We start from the raw sequence: 16,522 nt of genomic DNA on the forward strand, positions 1-16,522 counted from the left end.
ATCCGGGAGATGCGTTTTTTAGTGTCTGAAAATCATCCGGAAATCAATCGAGATTCGATCGGTAAACAAATGCAGACTCGATGTCGGCATCGGACGATTTCCCCGGCGACCGTCCTCCCTTATCGTTGAGCTATCGCGCTGCGGGCAAGCGCAAGCCTGGCTGTCCATAGCCAGCAGCGCGATGCAGCCATGAAGAGACGGAGGGAATGCAGATCATGAAAAAAAGAGCACCGTGGATCAAAGGAACGGCACTGGCGCTGAGCTTGGCGATGCTGTTCGGATTCGTCCCGGCGCCGGCATCTGCCGAGTCGCCTGGAGAGGAGCTGCCGGAGCCGGCGCTATCCGCCTCCTACACGTATCACGGGGACAACCTGGCGCATGTCGCCGATGGCATCGTTTCCTACAATGATGCCCCGAAAAACCGCTGGACCTCGTACGAATCCCCGAATTCATCGGATTGGATCGAGTTCGACTTCGGAGGCGGGACGACGCGCGATGCCGCGGCCGTCTATCTGTTCTCGGACGGAGGCGGCGTTACTCCGCCTCAGGCGCTCGATGTGCAGGCGTGGGACGGGACGGAGTGGAACAGCGTAGCCGGCCTGTCCGCGCAGCCGGCCGAGCCGGCCGGCAACGAGCTGAACCTCCTTCGATTCGATCCCGTCCAAGCCTCGAAGTTCCGCATCGTGTTCACGCATTCGGGGAGCAAGAGCGGCGCTACGGAAATCCAGCTGTTCGACTCGTCCACAGAGGCGCTGCCCGGCGCGGAGCTTGCACCGCTCGGCATCGTGTCGGCCTCGTATACGTTCCGGCTCGACCAGGTCAGCCACGTGAACGACGGCATTGTCTCTTATGGAGCAAAGCCGGCCAACCGGTGGACCTCCTACGAGTCGCCGAACGCCTCCGACTGGGTGCAGTCGAACTTCGGCGTGCCGGTTCGCAAGGATGCGGCCGGATTGTTCCTGTATGCCGACGGCGGCGGGGTCCAAGCGCCGGCCTCCTACGACATCCAGTACCAGGATTCGCAGGGAGCATGGGTCAGCGCCGAGGAGCAGGTCAAGACACCGGCCGAGCCGGCGGGCAATACGCTCAATACGGTCCGCTTCAAGCCGGTGACGGCGCAGAAGTTCCGCGTCGTTCTCGTCTATGGAGCCGCCAAAGCGGGGATGACCGAGATCCAGTACGTCGACTCCTTTGAACAGTCCCTGCCGGCCGAACCGGATAGCGGCGTCGCCAGCGCCTCTTACACGAACGGAGGGGACGCTATCGCGCAGCTCAACGACGACATCGTCTCGTATACCGACTTCCCGCGCAACCGCTGGACCTCCTATGGCTCTCCGAACGCCCAGGACTGGGTTCAGATCCACTATGGGAGCGTGTTTTCCAAAGATGCGGCCGGACTCTACTTCTTCGATGACGGCGGCGGAGTGGTCGTTCCGCAAGCCTACGAGCTGGAATATTGGGACGGATCGGCCTGGCAGCCGGCGCCGAATCAAATCCGCGAGCCGGCGTCGCCTACAGCGGACACGCTCAATCTGGTGCGCTTCGATCCGGTCATGTCGGACCGTTTTCGCATCGTCCTGACGCATGCTGGCGCAGCCCGCAGCGGCATGACCGAGCTGAAGCTCGTCGATACGCGAAAGGAGCCGATGCCGGACAATCCGCCTCCGGTGGAACGCGATCCTGAGCTGGAGATTTTAGCTCCGGCTATCGGCTCTTCCGTCCAGGGCGAGTTCGAACTCGCCTTCAAGGCGCCCGGCATGAAAAATATCGAGGCCCGTGTCTGGCATCAGCCGGATGCCGATCATGAAGACCCGAGCGGCTACAGCGCCCTGATCGGCCAGGCCGTTCCGAACGAGGCCGACGAGGCTGCCTTGTCGATCGATGCGGACAAGCTGCCGCACGGTCCGCTGACGATCGTCCTGCAGGCCTGGGATTCCGCGCCCGGCGATCCCGATTTCGTCAAGTCGGCCCGCAGCTATGTGCAGCTGTACAACGAAGGCGGCGTCGTTTGGAACAATGGAATTCCGGATGCTGCGCCGCCGCAGGCGGAAGGCATGGACGTCGTGTTCGAGGATGACTTCAACGGCCCGCTGTCCGTATCCAGAACCGGCGAGGGAGCGAAATATGCAGCCATCAAGCCGGATTGGCCGAACGGCTCCGAGTTCGGCGAGGCGATCTTTGCTGATCCGGCGGGCAGCGTCAATCCGTTCGCTGTGCTCGGCGAAAACTTCCTGCGCATCCGCGCAAGCAAGGCTCCGGCGGACTACGCCGATCCGCAAGGCTGGCACCGCGAGCACGTGAGCGGCTTGTTGTCCTCCGTGAGAGTTGACGGCTCGGGCTTTGCGGCGACGAACGGCTACTTCGAGGCCCGCATCCAGATGCCGGCCGGCAAAGGCGCATGGCCCGCGTTCTGGCTCATGTCCCAGGACAGTACCGGGGCAAGCGGCCGCCCGTCTACGGCGGAGATCGACATCGTCGAAGGCTACGGCCATAATCCGCAGGGGGTATGCCAAGCGAAGCATTGGTGGGCCGGCCAGCCCGAGACTCACGGCACGAGCTGCCTGCCGAACAGCTTTTCCTTCGGCGACAGCGCCTCGACCTGGCATCTGTACGGCGCGAAGGTGACGAAGTCGGAAGTCATCTATTATATCGACAACATAGAAGTGTGGAGGCATGACACGTTCGAGCAGGCGAATACGCCGCTTTATTTCATGTTGAACCTGGCTCTCGGCGGAGGCTGGCCGATCGACCTGGCGCAGTACGGCGACCAGCTCGACATGTATGTCGACTATGTGCGGGTATTCGAGCCGAAAAAGGGCGAGGCGACGCCGACGCCGAGCGCCGGCGCAAGCCCGACGCCGACGCCGAGCGCCAGCGCAAGCCCGACGCCGACGCCGAGCGCCAGCGCAAGTCCGACGCCGACGCCGAGCGCCAGCGCAAGCCTGACGCCGACGCCGAGCGCCGGCGCAAGCCCGACGCCGACGCCGTCCGTGGAGAACGGCACGCTGCGTCTGCCGTTGTCCGGTTCGGTCAAGGACGGAGCATGGACGGCTGGACTTGCGCCTGAAGCCTGGGCGCAGCTGTTGAAGCAGTCGGACGGCCTTCGCAGCCTCGTCCTCGATGCGCAGCAAGCCGCGACGTCCGATTCCTATTCGCTGGAGCTGCCTGCGGCGCTCGTCGACGGCTCCCGCGCCGGCTTCACGACAAGCATCCTGCTGCCCGGCGGCATGATCTCAGTCCCGGGCAGCCTCGGCGCGAGCGGCGGCCTCAGGCTGACGCTGAACATCGGGCCTACGCTGCAGCTGCGGCTTGAATCCGGAGGCAATCCGTTCGCCGTCGCCTCAGGAGCGTCCGGGCTGACGCTTGAAGCGTCCTTCCCGGCGTCGGCCGAGCAGAAGCTTCGTCCACAGGCGCTCGTCGCGAAGCGCGTGCTGGAGGGCGGCCGCCTGCTGCCGATCCCGAACAGCCGATTCGATGCGGAGCGGGGCATCCTGAGCTTCACGGTCGGATCGTCAGGCTCGTTCGTTCCTGATTTCGCGCCGGCCGCCTTCACGGATACGGGGCATCTGGGCTGGGCGCAGAAGCCGCTGGATGCGCTCGCCGCGCGCGGCATCATCGCCGGCACCGGCGCCAGCCGCTTCGGGCCTGCCTCGGAGATGAAGCGGGCCGATTTTATCCTTATGCTCTCCCGCCTGTTCGAGTGGCAGCCGGATTCCTCCGACGCCGGCTTCAAGGATGTGGATGCCGCCGCTTATTATGCGGCTGCCCTTTCCGCCGCGCGCAAGCTCGGCATAGCGGCAGGCGATGGAGTGTCGTTCCGCCCGGCAGCCTCGGTGACGAGGGAGGAAATGATGACGCTGCTTTATCGCGCCATGCAGGCGCATGGCATCCGCTTGCAGCCTGGCTCTGCTGACGCGTTGAACGCTTTTGCCGATAGCGGCCGGATGTCGGGCTATGCGCAGGAAGCGATGCAGTCGCTTCTTGGCATGGGCATCGTCCAGGGCAGCGGCGGGAAGCTGCGTCCGGAAGAAAAGGCGACACGAGCCGAAGCAGTCCGCCTGCTGTACGGAGCTCTTGAACAGCTGGGACATAGTTGATAGCGGTAGAGGGAAAGTAAACAGACGACGATTTTACCGGGATGCCGCATCCCTTATGATGGACTCATGGAAGAAACGCAAGGCAGCGACAAGCATGACATAAGGGGAGGCAACGCAGATGAAAAAGATCCGTCAACGAAGCGCAGCGCTATCGCTCGTCCTGCTGCTCGCCATTACGAGCGCCTGCAGCAGCAACGGAGGAAGCGGCGGCAACGCGGCGAATGGAGCCGCAGGCTCGCCGGAAGGGACAGCGTCGCCGTCCGCCCAGCCGTCGGCTGCTCCGGTCGATCCGAACGCCAAGTACGATCCGCCGATCGAGCTGACGACGGTCCGCTACACCGACTCGAGCTTCAAGTTCAACGGAGGCGACTCGATCGACGACAACGTCTGGTACCGCGCCTACGAGAGCGAGCTGGGCATCCAGGTCAAAAACCAATGGGTCGTCAGCGGCGACCAGTACAGCCAGAAGATGAACCTGTCGATCACCTCCGGCGAGCTGCCGGATCTGTTCATGGTCGACTCCAAGCAATTCCAGCAGCTGGCCGAGGCCGACATGCTGGAGGATCTGACGCCGCTGCTGGAGACCTACGGCTCGCCGCTCACCAAGGAGATGGTCGAGCGCGGCACGAACGCCAAGGCGGCCGCCTCCTATGACGGCAAGCTGCTCGCGATTCCGCCGGCCGAGGATTATCTCGGCGGAGCTCCGCTGCTGTGGGTGCGCACGGACTGGCTGAAGAAGCTGAACCTGCCGGAGCCGAAAACGATGGACGACTTCATGGCGATCGCCGACGCCTTCACGAACCAGGATCCGGACGGCAACGGCAAGAAGGACACGTACGCGCTGGCCGGCTCCAAGGATCTGTTCGGCGGCTACCCGGACTTCACCGGCCTCATGAACGGCTATCACGCCTACGCCAACATCTGGATCAAGGACGACTCCGGCAAGCTCGTCTACGGCAGCGTCCAGCCGGAGATGAAAACCGCGCTCGGCAAGCTGCAGGAGCTGTACAAGGCCGGCATGATCGACAAGGAGTTCGCCGTCAAGGACGGCGGCAAGTCGGCCGAGCTGCAAGCGGCGGGCAAGGTCGGCATGAGCTACGGCGCGATGTGGAATCCGCTCTGGCCGCTGCAGGACAGCGTGACCAAGGACCCGAACGCCGAGTGGGGCGCCTACCCGGTGCTGTCCGCGGACAGCGAGCCGGCCAAAGCCCAGTCCAAGGCCGACTTCAACTCCTTCTGGGTCGTCCGCAAAGGCGCGGAGCATCCCGAGGCGATCATCAAGCTGTTCAACCTGTACAACGAAAAGATCGTCAGCGAAAACGCCGAGCCGGCGACGTTCCACAGCAAGGACGGCGTGGAGTTCTTCAAATACGCGCTCATGTCCAACGGCTTCGGCACCCCGGAGGGGCTGCTCGCCATCCACAAGCAGGTTGTCGCCGCGCTCGAGTCCGGCGATCCTGCGGCGCTTAATCCGGAGGGCAAGGACTACTATGACAAAATCAAGAAGTTCCAGGACGGCGACAAGGCGAACTGGGGCACGAACAAAGTATTCGGCGTCGGCGGCTCGTGGGATGTCATCGGCAAAAACTACGTCGATGCCGGCAACCTGATGAAAAGCGAGTTCTTCGGCGCTCAGACGCCGACGATGAGCGAGAAGCAGGCCATCCTCGACAAGCTCGTGCTCGAGACGTTCACCAAGATCATTCTCGGCGCCTCGCTCGATACGTTCGACAAGTTCGTCACCGACTGGAGCAAGCTCGGCGGCGAGCAGATCACCAAGGAAGTGAACGACTGGTACGCCACTAAAAACGGCTGAGTTCCTCCGGACTCGGACGGACGAATCGGGGGGATCGGAGCTGCTTCCGATCCCTTTCCTGCGGTTTGGCTGCGGATGGCGGTCTCTTGGCCGCCGCTTTTTTTTCAAAAGGAGGGCATTCCCATGTTCAGCGCCAAGGCGAGACGCCAGCTGCCTCTTCATCTCATGGTCTTACCGTCGCTCGTGCTCGTGCTGATCTTCAGCTACGGTCCGATCGGAGGGCTCGTCATCGCCTTCCAGAAATTCTCGATCATCAAAGGCATCTTGGACTCCCCGTTCAACGGGCTGGACAACTTTCGCTACATGCTCCAGCTGCCGGAGATCGGCACGGTCGTGCGCAATACGCTCGTCATCGCCTGCATGAAGATCGTCGCCGGCCTGGCCGTGCCGATCGTCGTCTCGCTGCTGCTCAACGAGCTGCGGCTGCAGCTGTTCAAGCGCTGGATCCAGACGATGATCTACCTGCCGCATTTTCTGTCCTGGATCATTCTGGGCGGCATCCTGATCGACATCCTCTCTCCGTCGCAGGGCATCATCAACCAGCTGCTCGGCGCGTTCGGCATCGAGCCGGTCTTTTTCCTCGGCGATGCGCGCTGGTTCCCGGCGGTCGTGGTCGTATCGGACGTGTGGAAGGAATTCGGCTTCAGCACGATCGTTTATCTCGCGGCGCTCGCCGGCATCAATCCCGCGCTCTACGAGGCAGCCGTCATCGACGGCGCGAACCGCTGGAAGCAGACGCTGCACATCACGCTGCCCGGCATGATCCCCGTCATCGTGCTGCTGGCGACGCTCAGCCTGGGCAACGTGCTGAACGCCGGCTTCGACCAGATCTTCAACCTGTACAGCCCGGTCGTCTACGAGACCGGCGACATCATCGACACGCTCGTGTACCGGATCGGCCTCGAGCAGGCCCAGTACAGCCTCGCGACCGCCGTCGGACTGATGAAGTCGATCGTGTCGGTCATCCTCATCTCGGTGTCCTACTACCTCGCGTACCGGCTGGCGAACTATCGGATTTTCTAGAAAGGAGCGAGTCGCCATGAATCATCTCACCCGCGCAGGGCGCGTCTTCAACGCCTTCAACGCCGGCTTCCTGCTGCTGCTCGCGCTGCTCTGCCTGTTCCCGCTCGTCAACGTGCTCGCCGTCTCGCTCAGCTCCAGCTCCGCCGCCGGCGCCGGACTCGTCACGCTCTGGCCGGTCGACTTCACGCTGCAGTCGTACGAATTCGTGCTGAACAAGCCCGAGTTTCTGCGGGCGCTCCTCATCAGCGTCGAGCGGCTGCTGCTCGGCACCGCCATCAACATGCTGCTGACGATCACGCTCGCCTATCCGCTGTCCAAGGAGCCGGCCGCCTTCAAGGGCCGCACCGTCTACGTCTGGTTTTTTGTCGTCACGATCCTCGTCGGCGGCGGTCTCATCCCGTGGTACCTGATCATCCAGAAGCTCGGCCTGCTCGGCTCGATCTGGGCGCTCGTGCTGCCCGGCGCGGTCAACGTGTTCAACGCCGTGCTGCTGCTCAATTTCTACCGCGGCCTGCCGCGGGAGCTGGAGGAGGCGGCCTTTGTCGACGGCGCGGGCCACTGGCGCATCCTGTGGAGCATCTATGTGCCGCTGTCGATGCCGGCGATCGCCACGCTTATCCTGTTCTCGATGGTCGGCCACTGGAATTCCTGGTTCGACGGCCTCATCCTGATGAACTCCCCGAGCGAGTATCCGCTGCAGAGCTATCTGCAGACAGTCGTCATCAACCGCGACCTGACGCTCGTCACGATGTCGGACGCCGCGACGCTTGCCGCCGTATCCGACCGCACGCTCAAGGGCGCGCAGATTTTCCTGGCGGCGCTGCCGATCATCTGCGTCTATCCGTTCCTGCAGCGCTTTTTCATCAAAGGCATCGTCGTCGGCAGCGTCAAGGAATAGAGAGGAGACTGCCTTATGTCAGACGCTCACCCAAAGTCAGACGTTCACCCTGAGTCGGACGTCGATCTAATGCCGGACGTCCATCCATTGCCGGACCTGGCCCGCCTGCACGCTCCGCATCGCCGTCCCGAGCCGGTCCTGCTGCCGTCGGGCGAGCCCGGGCGCTATGACTCCGAGGCGGTCGACTGCCCGTTCGTCTTCCGCCATCGGGATCGATTCTACATGATGCATATCGGCTTCGACGGGCGCGGCTACCAGACGGCGCTCGCCGCGAGCGACGATCTGCTGGCCTGGACGCGGCTCGGCGTCATTCTCGGACGGGGGACGGACGACTCCCGCTGGGACCATGTCGGAGCGGCGGGCTCGTGGATGCTGCTGGAGAGCAGCGATCTGGACGAGACGCCCCGGCTCAAGAAGGTCGACGGACGCTACTGGATGATCTATCACGCCTACCCGGACTTCGGCTATGAGGAGGGGGGAGCGGCGATGGGGCTGGCCTGGTGCGAGGACGAGGAGCTGCTGGAGTGGCATCGTCTTCCCGAGCCGGTGATGACGTTCGGCGATGGCGGGGAGTGGGAGCGCGGCGGACTGTACAAATGCTGCCTGCTGGAGCATGAGGGGCGCTACTGGATGTTCTACAACGCCAAGGAGAAGCCCGACTGGCCGTGGATCGAGCAGACCGGGCTCGCCTGGTCGGACGACCTGCGCGTCTGGCAGCGGCATCCGGCCAATCCTCTGCTTGCCGTCAGCGAAGGAACGTTCTACAGCCGATATGTCAGCGATCCGTGCATCCGCTTCGACAAGCCGAGCGGCTGGTGGGTCAATTTCGGGTTCGGCTTCGACGGCGAGCATGCGCAAGGGCTGCTCGCGCTCTCCCGCGACCTGGAGTCGTGGCGCATCCTGCCCGAGCCTTCGCTGCCGCATGGAGCGCCGGGCGAGATCGACCAGACGCATGCGCACAAGTCGTTCGTCGTCCGCTGGGAGGGGACGCTGTACCACTTTTACTGCGCCTGCCGCCCCGCCCGTCCCGGAGATCCAGCGTGGAGCGGAGCGGGGGGCGAGCTGCGGAGCATCGCCGTCGCGACGAGCCGGCCGCTCTGATCAGCCGCCGCCTTCCCGATCCCGGTATTCCTGGGGAGTCGCATTCATTTCCCGTTTGAAAAACCGTCCGAAGGATGTCGCCGAGTCGAACCCGACTTTCGCTGCGACATCCTGTATTTTCATGCGCGAATATTTCAGCAGATCGCAGGAGCGGGCGAGCCGCAGGCTCGCGATATGCTCGGACAGCCCGACGCCGGCCTGCTGCTTGAACAGCCGGGACAGGTAGGTCGGGTTGAGGTAGACGAGATCGGCGAGACGGTTCAGCGACAGGTCCTCGTCGAGATGGCTTTCGATGAATCCGGTCAGCCGGCCGATGACCTGATGGGTGCCGGCCTCGCTTTCGCGCCGACGGCTCTCCAGCAGGCTCTCGAGCGCGGAGCGCAGCGCATCGAGGGCATGCTCCCAGGTCGGATGGGCGTCCAGCGAGGACAGGCGCGCCGTCCAGGACGCCGGCTCGGACTCGTCGCCGCGCGCGGAGCGGTTGGCGGTCGACAGCAGCATGTAGGTGATGCCGTTGTACATCTCGTAAAGGAACGGATGCCGCCCGCCGAGCTGGCGCGAGAGGGCGGCGAGCCGATCGAAGTCGTCCAGCAGCTTCATGTCCAGCGCCGGATCGGCGTCCAGCACCTGCTTGAGCCGGTTCTGCGCCTCGACGAGCGCTTCGCTCGGCTGCCCGGCTCCTGCCGGGGCATGGTTGAGCAGCACGCGGTCGGTGAGCAGCATTTCCTTGCGCTGGCCGTAGCCGTAAAAAAGGATGCGCCGCAGCTCGGCCTGCTTCGCCGGCAAGCCTTGCCAGGGCACGGCCTTTTCGGCGGCGACGAGCGAGACCGGCAGCTTGAGGTACGTGCGGCTCGCTTCCTGCACCTGCTCGAGCTGATCGTGCAGACGCTTCGCCCAGCCGTCTGGCGCGGCGTCCGGCTCCGGCTGCGCCAGGCCGACCAGGCCATCCTCCTCCAGGAAGCAGACGATGCGGCTGCCGGCCAGCAGCTCCTGCATGATATTGTCGAGCGCATAGCATAGCAGCGCCTTGTCGGCGTCGGAGCGGACCGCGCCCCATTCGTCGATGCGGGCGAGCAGCGGCAGGACGGGGCGCGACGCGTCGAGCCCGAGCCGCAGCTCGTCGAAGCGCTCCTGCCGGACGGGGGCCGTGCCGGCCAGCAGCTGCCGCGCGTAGTCGCGCCGCAGCGCCGACAGCGACTGCTCCATCGCCGCGCGGGCCTGCTCCAGCAGCCGGCTCATCCGTTCGGACTCGGCGAGCTCTCCGATCGCCTTGCCGACCGCCTCCAGGATCGCCTCGTCGCCGTCCATTTTCAGCACGTAGTCGACGCTGCCGCCGCGCATAGCCTTCTGGATGTAGGAGAAGTCGTCATACCCCGAGAGAAAGACGACCTTGCAGGCCGGCCATCTCTCGCGCATGACCGCCTGCAGCTCGAGGCCGCTCATGCCGGGCATGCGGATGTCGAGCAGCGCGACGTCGATCGGATGCCGCTCCAGCTGCTCCAGCGCCTCGGCGGCGGATGTCGCCGTGAGCGCCTCCAGCGGCCAAGGCGCCTCGGTCTCCATCAGATGCCGGATTCCCCGGACGATATTCGGCTCATTGTCCACGATCAGCAGCTTCATCTTGGATGCTCCTCCTTTGTTGTTCGGCAGGCAGGACGAGAGTCAGCGACAGGCCGCCGAGCGGGCTGCGGTCGGCTGTCAGGCGCGCGCCTTCGCCGAAGTGCAGCCGCAGCCGCAGCTGGACGTTGCGCAGTCCTTCGCTGTCCGACGGGAAGCCCGGATCGCCCAGCAGCTTGCGGATCGCGTCCAGCCGCTCCTCGTCGAGCGCTTCGCCGTTGTCGTCCACATGGACGAGCAGCCGGCCGTCCTCCTCGCGGAACGACAACCGGACAAGTCCTTGCCCGGAGCGGTCCTCCAGGCCGTGGTGATAGGCGTTCTCCACGAGCGGCTGCAGCAGCAGCTTCGGCACGGCGAGCTCCTCCCATCCCGGCGGGATCGGGTCCAGCTCGACGCGGATATGCTCCTCGAAGCGGATCGTCTGGATGGCGGCGTAGGCGTTCACGAACATCATTTCCTGCCGCAGCGGCACCTTGTCGGCGTTTTTGGTCACATAGCGGAAGTAGTCGCCCAGATGCTTGGTGAAGGCGGCTACCTTGTCATGCTCCTGCAGCTTGGCGAGGCGGTACAGGTTGAACAGGCAGTTGTACAGGAAATGCGGATTGATCTGCGACTGCAGCTGCTTCAGCTCGGCTGCCTTGACCTGATACTGCTGCACGTACGCCTCGTCGATCAGCTCCTGCAGGCGCGAGACGGTCCGGTTGTACTGCAGGTACAAGTAGTTGAACTCGTCGCGGGACCGGTAGCGGAGCTTGAACGAGAGATCGCCCTTCTCCAGGCTCTTGAAGGCGCGGACCAGCTCTCGCAGCGGGCTGTGGATGATCCGGTACAAGCCGTACGCGAACAGCAGGGCGAGCAGCGTCGAGGCGGCGGCCAGCAGCAGCGTCCAGTTGCCGAAGCGTTGGATCGGTCCGAGGAAGCTCCGCTCGTCGAGGAACAGCACGAGCGTCAGCCCGAGCCGGGAGGAGGTCTCGTAGAAGGCATACTTGCGCCCATCGCCGCCGCGCAGCAGGAACAGGCCGCTTTTGCTGCCGGCCTCCATGCGGGAGGCAAGCTCCTCGCGGAATCCCGTGGCGTCGTCCGGCAGCGGGCCGTAGCTCTCTTGCCAGCTCATCTGCGCGTTCGTCAGCATGGCGGCTCCTTCTCCGGTCAGCTCGAAGCCCGACAGCAGGCGCCGGATCGACGCTCCGGACAGCTCCATGCCGATCGTGAAGCCCTTGCCGACCGGCGGCGAGCTTGGATACGGGCTGCTCAGCCAGAGGCGGCCGCGATCGACGAGGAAGGGCGCCTCATAGGGATTGATGACCTGGTTGAGCGCCGCCGCCTGCTCCGGATCGACCGATCCGTAGCTGTCCGCCGATACTTTGCGGTCGAGTCCGGGAAACAGCACAAACGCGTCGGAGACGTACGAGCTCATGAACTTGAGCGTCGTCAGCTTTTTCTGCACGTTCTGGATCGACTCCGTGTACTGCTGGTCCGACATGATGATCGAGGAGTAGGCGAGCGCCCGAATCTCGTCGTCGAAGGCATACTGCTGCTGGAGCGTGATGAGCGGACCGAAATCGTACTCCAGCACGCGCATGTAGGAAGCGGCCTTGGCCTGCGTCGAGCGGATGATCTCGTCGCGCACGAGCCTTTCGCTCTGCGCGTTCATGAGCAGGCTGATGGCGACGAGCGGGACGAGCAGCAGCAGGAAGCTCAGCACCAGCTTCGGGTAGATGGTCAATCGGCTCAGGAACGTTCTCATGCCGTCAGGCTCCTCCCGCTTGGGGGCGTCTTTTTTTTCATTATAGCCCGGATAGCCCGCCGCTCCTACGCATCGGAACGAACAAGTCAAGGAGGGCAGAGCGGAAGGTTGACAGCTGCAGATGGAATGGAAACGCTTCCGGTCTAGAATGGGTGAGCCAGGCCAACTTCGGTTCAGAGAGAGGATGATTCAGCTTGATGAGAAGCAAGAAGCGAAAGGTGTGGAGTTATGGACTGCTCGTCGCGCTGCTGGCGGGAGCCGGCGCGCCGCCGGCTCCCGCGTCGGCGACAGACAGCGGAGCGGCCGTGTCGGCGTCGTATACGTTCTCGATGGACAGCGTCGCGCAAGTCAAGGACGGCATCGTCTCCTACACGGACTCGCCTCGCAACCGCTGGTCGGCCTACGAGTCGCCGAACGCCTCGGACTGGGTGCAGACCGACTTCGGCAGCGCGCAGAGCCGATCCAAGGTGGACCTGCATCTGTACGGAGACGGATCGGGCATCAAGGCTCCGGCGAGCTACGACGTCCAGTACTGGACCGGCACGGCCTGGGCAAGCGCGCCCGGCCAAGCCAAGTCCCCCGCCCAGCCGGCGGCGAACCAGCTGAACACGGCGACGTTCACGGCGGTATCGGCGTCCAAGTTCCGCGTCGTATTCACGCACGCCTCCGGAGCAAAGAGCGCCGCGAGCGAGATCGCCTACGGCCTATCGTCGACGCCTTCCGCGACGCCTTCCGCGACGCCGACCGTCACGCCAACGCCGACCGCGACACCGACCACCGGTCCGACGCCGGCGCCGATCGCCGGCGGCACGGCCTCGGCTTCCTACACGTACGGCATGGATGCGGTCTCGCAGGTGAAGGACGGCATCATCTCCTACACCGACAACCCGCGCAACCGCTGGACCGCCTACGGATCGCCCAACGCTTCGGACTGGGTGGAGACCGCCTTCGGCAGCGCGGCGACCGTCAGCCAGGCGAAGCTGTACCTGTACTCGGACGGCGCCGGGGTGCAGGCGCCGGCCAGCTATGACGTTCAATATTGGAGCGGCTCGGCCTGGGCGAGCGTGCCCGGCCAGTCCAAGTCTCCGGCCCAGCCGGCAGGCGGCCAGCTGAACACGGTCAGCTTCAGCGCGATCGTCTCCTCTAAATTCCGCGTCGTATTCACCCACGCCTCCGGCGCCAAGTCCGGCGCGACGGAAATCGTCTACGCCGGCACGGGAGGCGGCTCGACGCCGACGCCGACGCCAACGCCGACCGCCACGCCGACGCCAACACCGACCGTCACGCCGACGCCGACGCCGACCGTCACGCCAACGCCGACGCCGACGCCGACCGCCACGCCGACTCCTGGCGCTTATCCGAATTACCAGGTCAGCGTCGTCTCGCCTTCGTACGGAGCCTCCATCAACGGTACAGTGACGATCAAGTTCTATGCGCCAGGCATGCAGAACGTATGGGCGCGCTCCTGGCATCAGCCGGACACGGCCAACCCGGGGGCCAACGGGTACGACAGCTGGTTCGCCCGCACGACGCCCGATGCCAGCGGCTACGGCGAGATCGTCTTTCCCGCGAACTCGTTCCCGCACGGTCCCGTCACGGTCATCCTGAGCGCTTGGGACAGCCCCGAGGGCAATCCGAACTTCACCCGTTCCGACAACTGTTATGTGCAGCTGTACAATGAAGGGGGAGTCGTCTGGAAGCAGGGGCTGCCTTCCGCGCCGCCGCAGGCGTCCGGCATGAGCGTGCTGTTCGCGGACGACTTCACCGGCCCGCTCTCGGCCTCCCGCACCGGAGCCGGCGCGACATACGCCGCCGCCAAGCCGGACAGCCCGGGCGGCTCGGAGTTCGGGGAGGCGATCTTCGCCGATCCGAACGGTCCGCATAATCCGTTCTCGATCCTGGGCGGCCAGTACCTGCGCATCCGCTCGACCAAAACGCCGGCCGGCTATGTCGATCCGATGGGCTGGAACCGGACGCACTTCGGCGGCTTGCTGTCGTCCGTCCGCACGGACGGCACCGGCGTCGCCGCGCAGTACGGCTACTTCGAGGCCCGCATCCTGATGCCGGCGGGCAAAGGCGCATGGCCGGCGTTCTGGCTCATGTCGCAAAACAGCATCTCGCAGAACGTGCCGTCGACGGCGGAGATCGACACGATCGAGGCCTACGGCCACAACCCGGCCGGCTCCTGCCGCTCGCAGCATTGGTGGAGCGGATCGCCGGAAATCCACGAGACGGTATGCACGAGCAATTCGTTCGCCTTCGGCGACAACGCGTCCGTCTGGCATGTCTATGGGACGAAGATTACGCCAACTGACACGATCTACTACATCGACAACGTCGAGGTGTGGCGGCATGCTACGTTCGAGCAGGCCAAGACGCCGATGTACTTCATGCTGAACCTTGCCCTCGGCGGCGGCTGGCCGGTCGAGCTGGACCGCTACGGCAACCAGATCGACATGTTCGTCGACTACGTCCGCGTCTTCCAGTAGCGGCCGACATGCTTGTTCAGGAGCGCCCGGGCTTTTCCCGCGGCGCTTTTTTTGCATGACGAACCCGAGGCTGCCAGGGCGAGGGAGACTGGAGCGGCTGCTCGTGCTCGGTTCCATTTGATTCTAGATCGAGGAGCCGTTGGAATTGGCCATTCCCGACACATGCTTCCCGCTCCATCGTCTCTTTTCTTTTTCCGCCGTCCATGGGTTTGCTTGCAGCTCGCAAGCCGGGCATTAGAACAGCTGCAACCCGATTATTTCGGGTTACAGCTCGGGAACCGGGCTTGGGAGCGTCTGTAACCCGATTATTTCGGGTTCCAGCTCGTAGACCGGGCTTGGGAATGTCTGCAACCCGATAATTTCGGGTTCCAGCTCGTAGACCGGGCTTGGGAACGTCTGCAACCCGATTATTTCGGGTTGCAGCTCGCAGACCGGGCTTGGGAACGTCTGCAACCCGATTATTTCGGGTTACAGCTCGCAGACCGGGCTTGGGAACGTCTGCAACCCGATTATTTCGGGTTCCAGCTCGTAGACCGGGGCTTGGGAGCGTCTGCAACCCGATTCTTTCGGGTTGCAGCCCGTAGACCGGGCATTGAACAGCGAGCGACGAGCGCGGATTCTTTCACGGCTGCGCCGAAAGGGAGCGGAGAACCGTCTGGGCAAGCCCGCTTTTTCCGCAACCGAGCGGGTTAAGCGCCCCCGGGATGGAGGCGGGACTGCCGTCGCGAGCGCAGGGTCTTTCACGGTAGGACCGATACGTTCCGTAAGGGGAGTGGTTTGGAGTAGGATTGAACCTGGAGAGCGAAGCGGACGGGGGCTCGTGGAGAAGCGGCAGCGGTTCCCTTGGAGGCCGGATTCCTTCCGTTTCGGAACAGGGAATCAAAGGAATCTGGGCTCCAGGGAGATCGGAACGAGTCTCCGTACCGCGAAGCGGGTGCAGGTTCCAGTCGTCCTGCGGCTCGCCGCTGCTCTGCATTCCAGCACGCTGAGCGGCTCGCCGCTTGTTCTGCATTTCAGCACGCTGAGCGGCTCGCCGCTTGCTCTGCATTCCAGAACGCTGTGCGGCTCGCCGCTGCTCTGCATGGGCTCGACACGTGCACCGCATTCCAGCGCCGCATCCCCCCCCTCCGACCCGCGACCGATTGACAGCGTACCTCTGCCCGCTTATTATCTTACAGTATAAGCTATTTAAGCAGGTGAACCGTCGTGGATTACAAGCAGCTGGCCGAAGAAATGTTCGAGCATGTAGCTCGCGCGAGCAAGCCCGCCTTCGAGGAGTCGGGACAGTTCTCGCGAGGGGAGATGGGCATCCTGCTCTACTTGCTCCTGCGCAAAAACGGCGCATCCGCCGGAGAGCTGAGCGAATCCCTGTCCGTCAGCACGGGCCGGATCGCCTCGGCGCTCAAGACGCTGGAGAAAAAGGGGATGATCCTGCGCTGCACCGATTCCGAGGACCGGCGCCGCGTGCTCGTCTACTACACCGATGCCGGCAAAAAGTTTCTGATCGACCGCAGGGCCGAGCATATCGCCCAGACCGAGCAGATGCTTAGCCGGCTGAGCGAGCGGGACGCACGCGAGTTCGTGCGGCTCGTCAAGCTGCTGATGCCGTGAGCGCCATTCGGCGCGGCGGCTCTCGGGGAGCGCCAGCAGAGCGCCCCGTCGTTGCCTCAGGAAGCGCCGGCAGGCGCCCCAGCCGAAGCGTCGAACGCATTTCCCAAGCGCCGGCAGAGCGCC

9 protein-coding genes are annotated in these 16,522 nt (G+C 64.2%); 7 read left to right on the forward strand and 2 right to left on the reverse strand.

From position 1 onward, the window contains the following. Nucleotides 1–215 precede the first annotated feature (215 nt). The 5 genes from GE073_RS03515 to GE073_RS03535 all read left to right on the forward strand — a co-directional run bounded on the left by GE073_RS03515 (nt 216) and on the right by GE073_RS03535 (nt 8,935). A complete protein-coding gene (locus GE073_RS03515; protein ID WP_194843258.1) occupies nt 216–4,097 on the forward strand; it encodes an S-layer homology domain-containing protein in 3,882 nt (1,293 codons plus the stop codon). 118 nt (nt 4,098–4,215) lie between these two features. Then, nucleotides 4,216–5,913: an extracellular solute-binding protein gene (locus GE073_RS03520; RefSeq protein WP_153782770.1), complete on the forward strand. Its 1,698-nt coding sequence runs from the start codon at nt 4,216–4,218 to the stop codon at nt 5,911–5,913. 123 nt (nt 5,914–6,036) lie between these two features. Then, a complete protein-coding gene (locus tag GE073_RS03525; protein ID WP_028600059.1) occupies nt 6,037–6,936 on the forward strand; it encodes an ABC transporter permease in 900 nt (299 codons plus the stop codon). Between the two features lie 16 nt (nt 6,937–6,952). After that, entirely contained in the window at nt 6,953–7,834 is an 882-nt protein-coding gene (locus tag GE073_RS03530; protein ID WP_028600060.1) for a carbohydrate ABC transporter permease, read from the forward strand. A gap of 69 nt (nt 7,835–7,903) precedes the next feature. After that, nucleotides 7,904–8,935, forward strand: a complete 1,032-nt coding sequence (locus tag GE073_RS03535) for a glycoside hydrolase family protein (RefSeq protein ID WP_153782771.1) — start codon at nt 7,904–7,906, stop codon at nt 8,933–8,935. Here the strand turns inward: GE073_RS03535 and GE073_RS03540 are convergent, their stop codons facing one another. Together GE073_RS03540 and GE073_RS03545 are read right to left on the reverse strand one after the other, a co-directional pair. Then, nucleotides 8,936–10,555 carry a response regulator transcription factor gene (locus GE073_RS03540; protein ID WP_028600062.1) on the reverse strand — a complete coding sequence of 540 codons (1,620 nt, stop codon included), beginning with the start codon at nt 10,553–10,555 and terminating at the stop codon, nt 8,936–8,938. Beyond that, nucleotides 10,530–12,299 (reverse strand): sensor histidine kinase, encoded by a 1,770-nt coding sequence (locus GE073_RS03545; RefSeq protein WP_153782772.1) that lies wholly within the window; start codon nt 12,297–12,299, stop codon nt 10,530–10,532. Before GE073_RS03545 ends, GE073_RS03540 begins: the two co-directional genes overlap by 26 nt. A 197-nt stretch (nt 12,300–12,496) precedes the next feature. Here GE073_RS03545 and GE073_RS25740 point away from each other — a divergent pair, with 197 nt between their 5' ends. Both GE073_RS25740 and GE073_RS03555 read left to right on the forward strand, forming a co-directional pair. Beyond that, nucleotides 12,497–14,788 carry a galactose-binding domain-containing protein gene (locus GE073_RS25740; protein WP_153782773.1) on the forward strand — a complete coding sequence of 764 codons (2,292 nt, stop codon included), beginning with the start codon at nt 12,497–12,499 and terminating at the stop codon, nt 14,786–14,788. Between the two features lie 1,206 nt (nt 14,789–15,994). Beyond that, complete coding sequence (locus GE073_RS03555) at nt 15,995–16,399, forward strand: MarR family winged helix-turn-helix transcriptional regulator (protein ID WP_028600065.1); 405 nt, start codon at nt 15,995–15,997, stop codon at nt 16,397–16,399. Nucleotides 16,400–16,522: the final 123 nt, after the last annotated feature.

Source organism: Paenibacillus sp. B01 (assembly GCF_009649995.1).
GTDB classification, from domain to species: domain Bacteria; phylum Bacillota; class Bacilli; order Paenibacillales; family Paenibacillaceae; genus Paenibacillus_O; species Paenibacillus_O pasadenensis.

Coding starts and splice junctions, on each gene's coding strand:
- GE073_RS03515 (WP_194843258.1), top strand. CDS start 216: ATGAAAAAAAGAGCACCGTGGATCAAAGGAACGGCACTGGCGCTGAGC.
- GE073_RS03520 (WP_153782770.1), top strand. CDS start 4,216: ATGAAAAAGATCCGTCAACGAAGCGCAGCGCTATCGCTCGTCCTGCTG.
- GE073_RS03525 (WP_028600059.1), top strand. CDS start 6,037: ATGTTCAGCGCCAAGGCGAGACGCCAGCTGCCTCTTCATCTCATGGTC.
- GE073_RS03530 (WP_028600060.1), top strand. CDS start 6,953: ATGAATCATCTCACCCGCGCAGGGCGCGTCTTCAACGCCTTCAACGCC.
- GE073_RS03535 (WP_153782771.1), top strand. CDS start 7,904: ATGCCGGACGTCCATCCATTGCCGGACCTGGCCCGCCTGCACGCTCCG.
- GE073_RS03540 (WP_028600062.1), bottom strand. CDS start 10,555: ATGAAGCTGCTGATCGTGGACAATGAGCCGAATATCGTCCGGGGAATC.
- GE073_RS03545 (WP_153782772.1), bottom strand. CDS start 12,299: ATGAGAACGTTCCTGAGCCGATTGACCATCTACCCGAAGCTGGTGCTG.
- GE073_RS25740 (WP_153782773.1), top strand. CDS start 12,497: ATGAGAAGCAAGAAGCGAAAGGTGTGGAGTTATGGACTGCTCGTCGCG.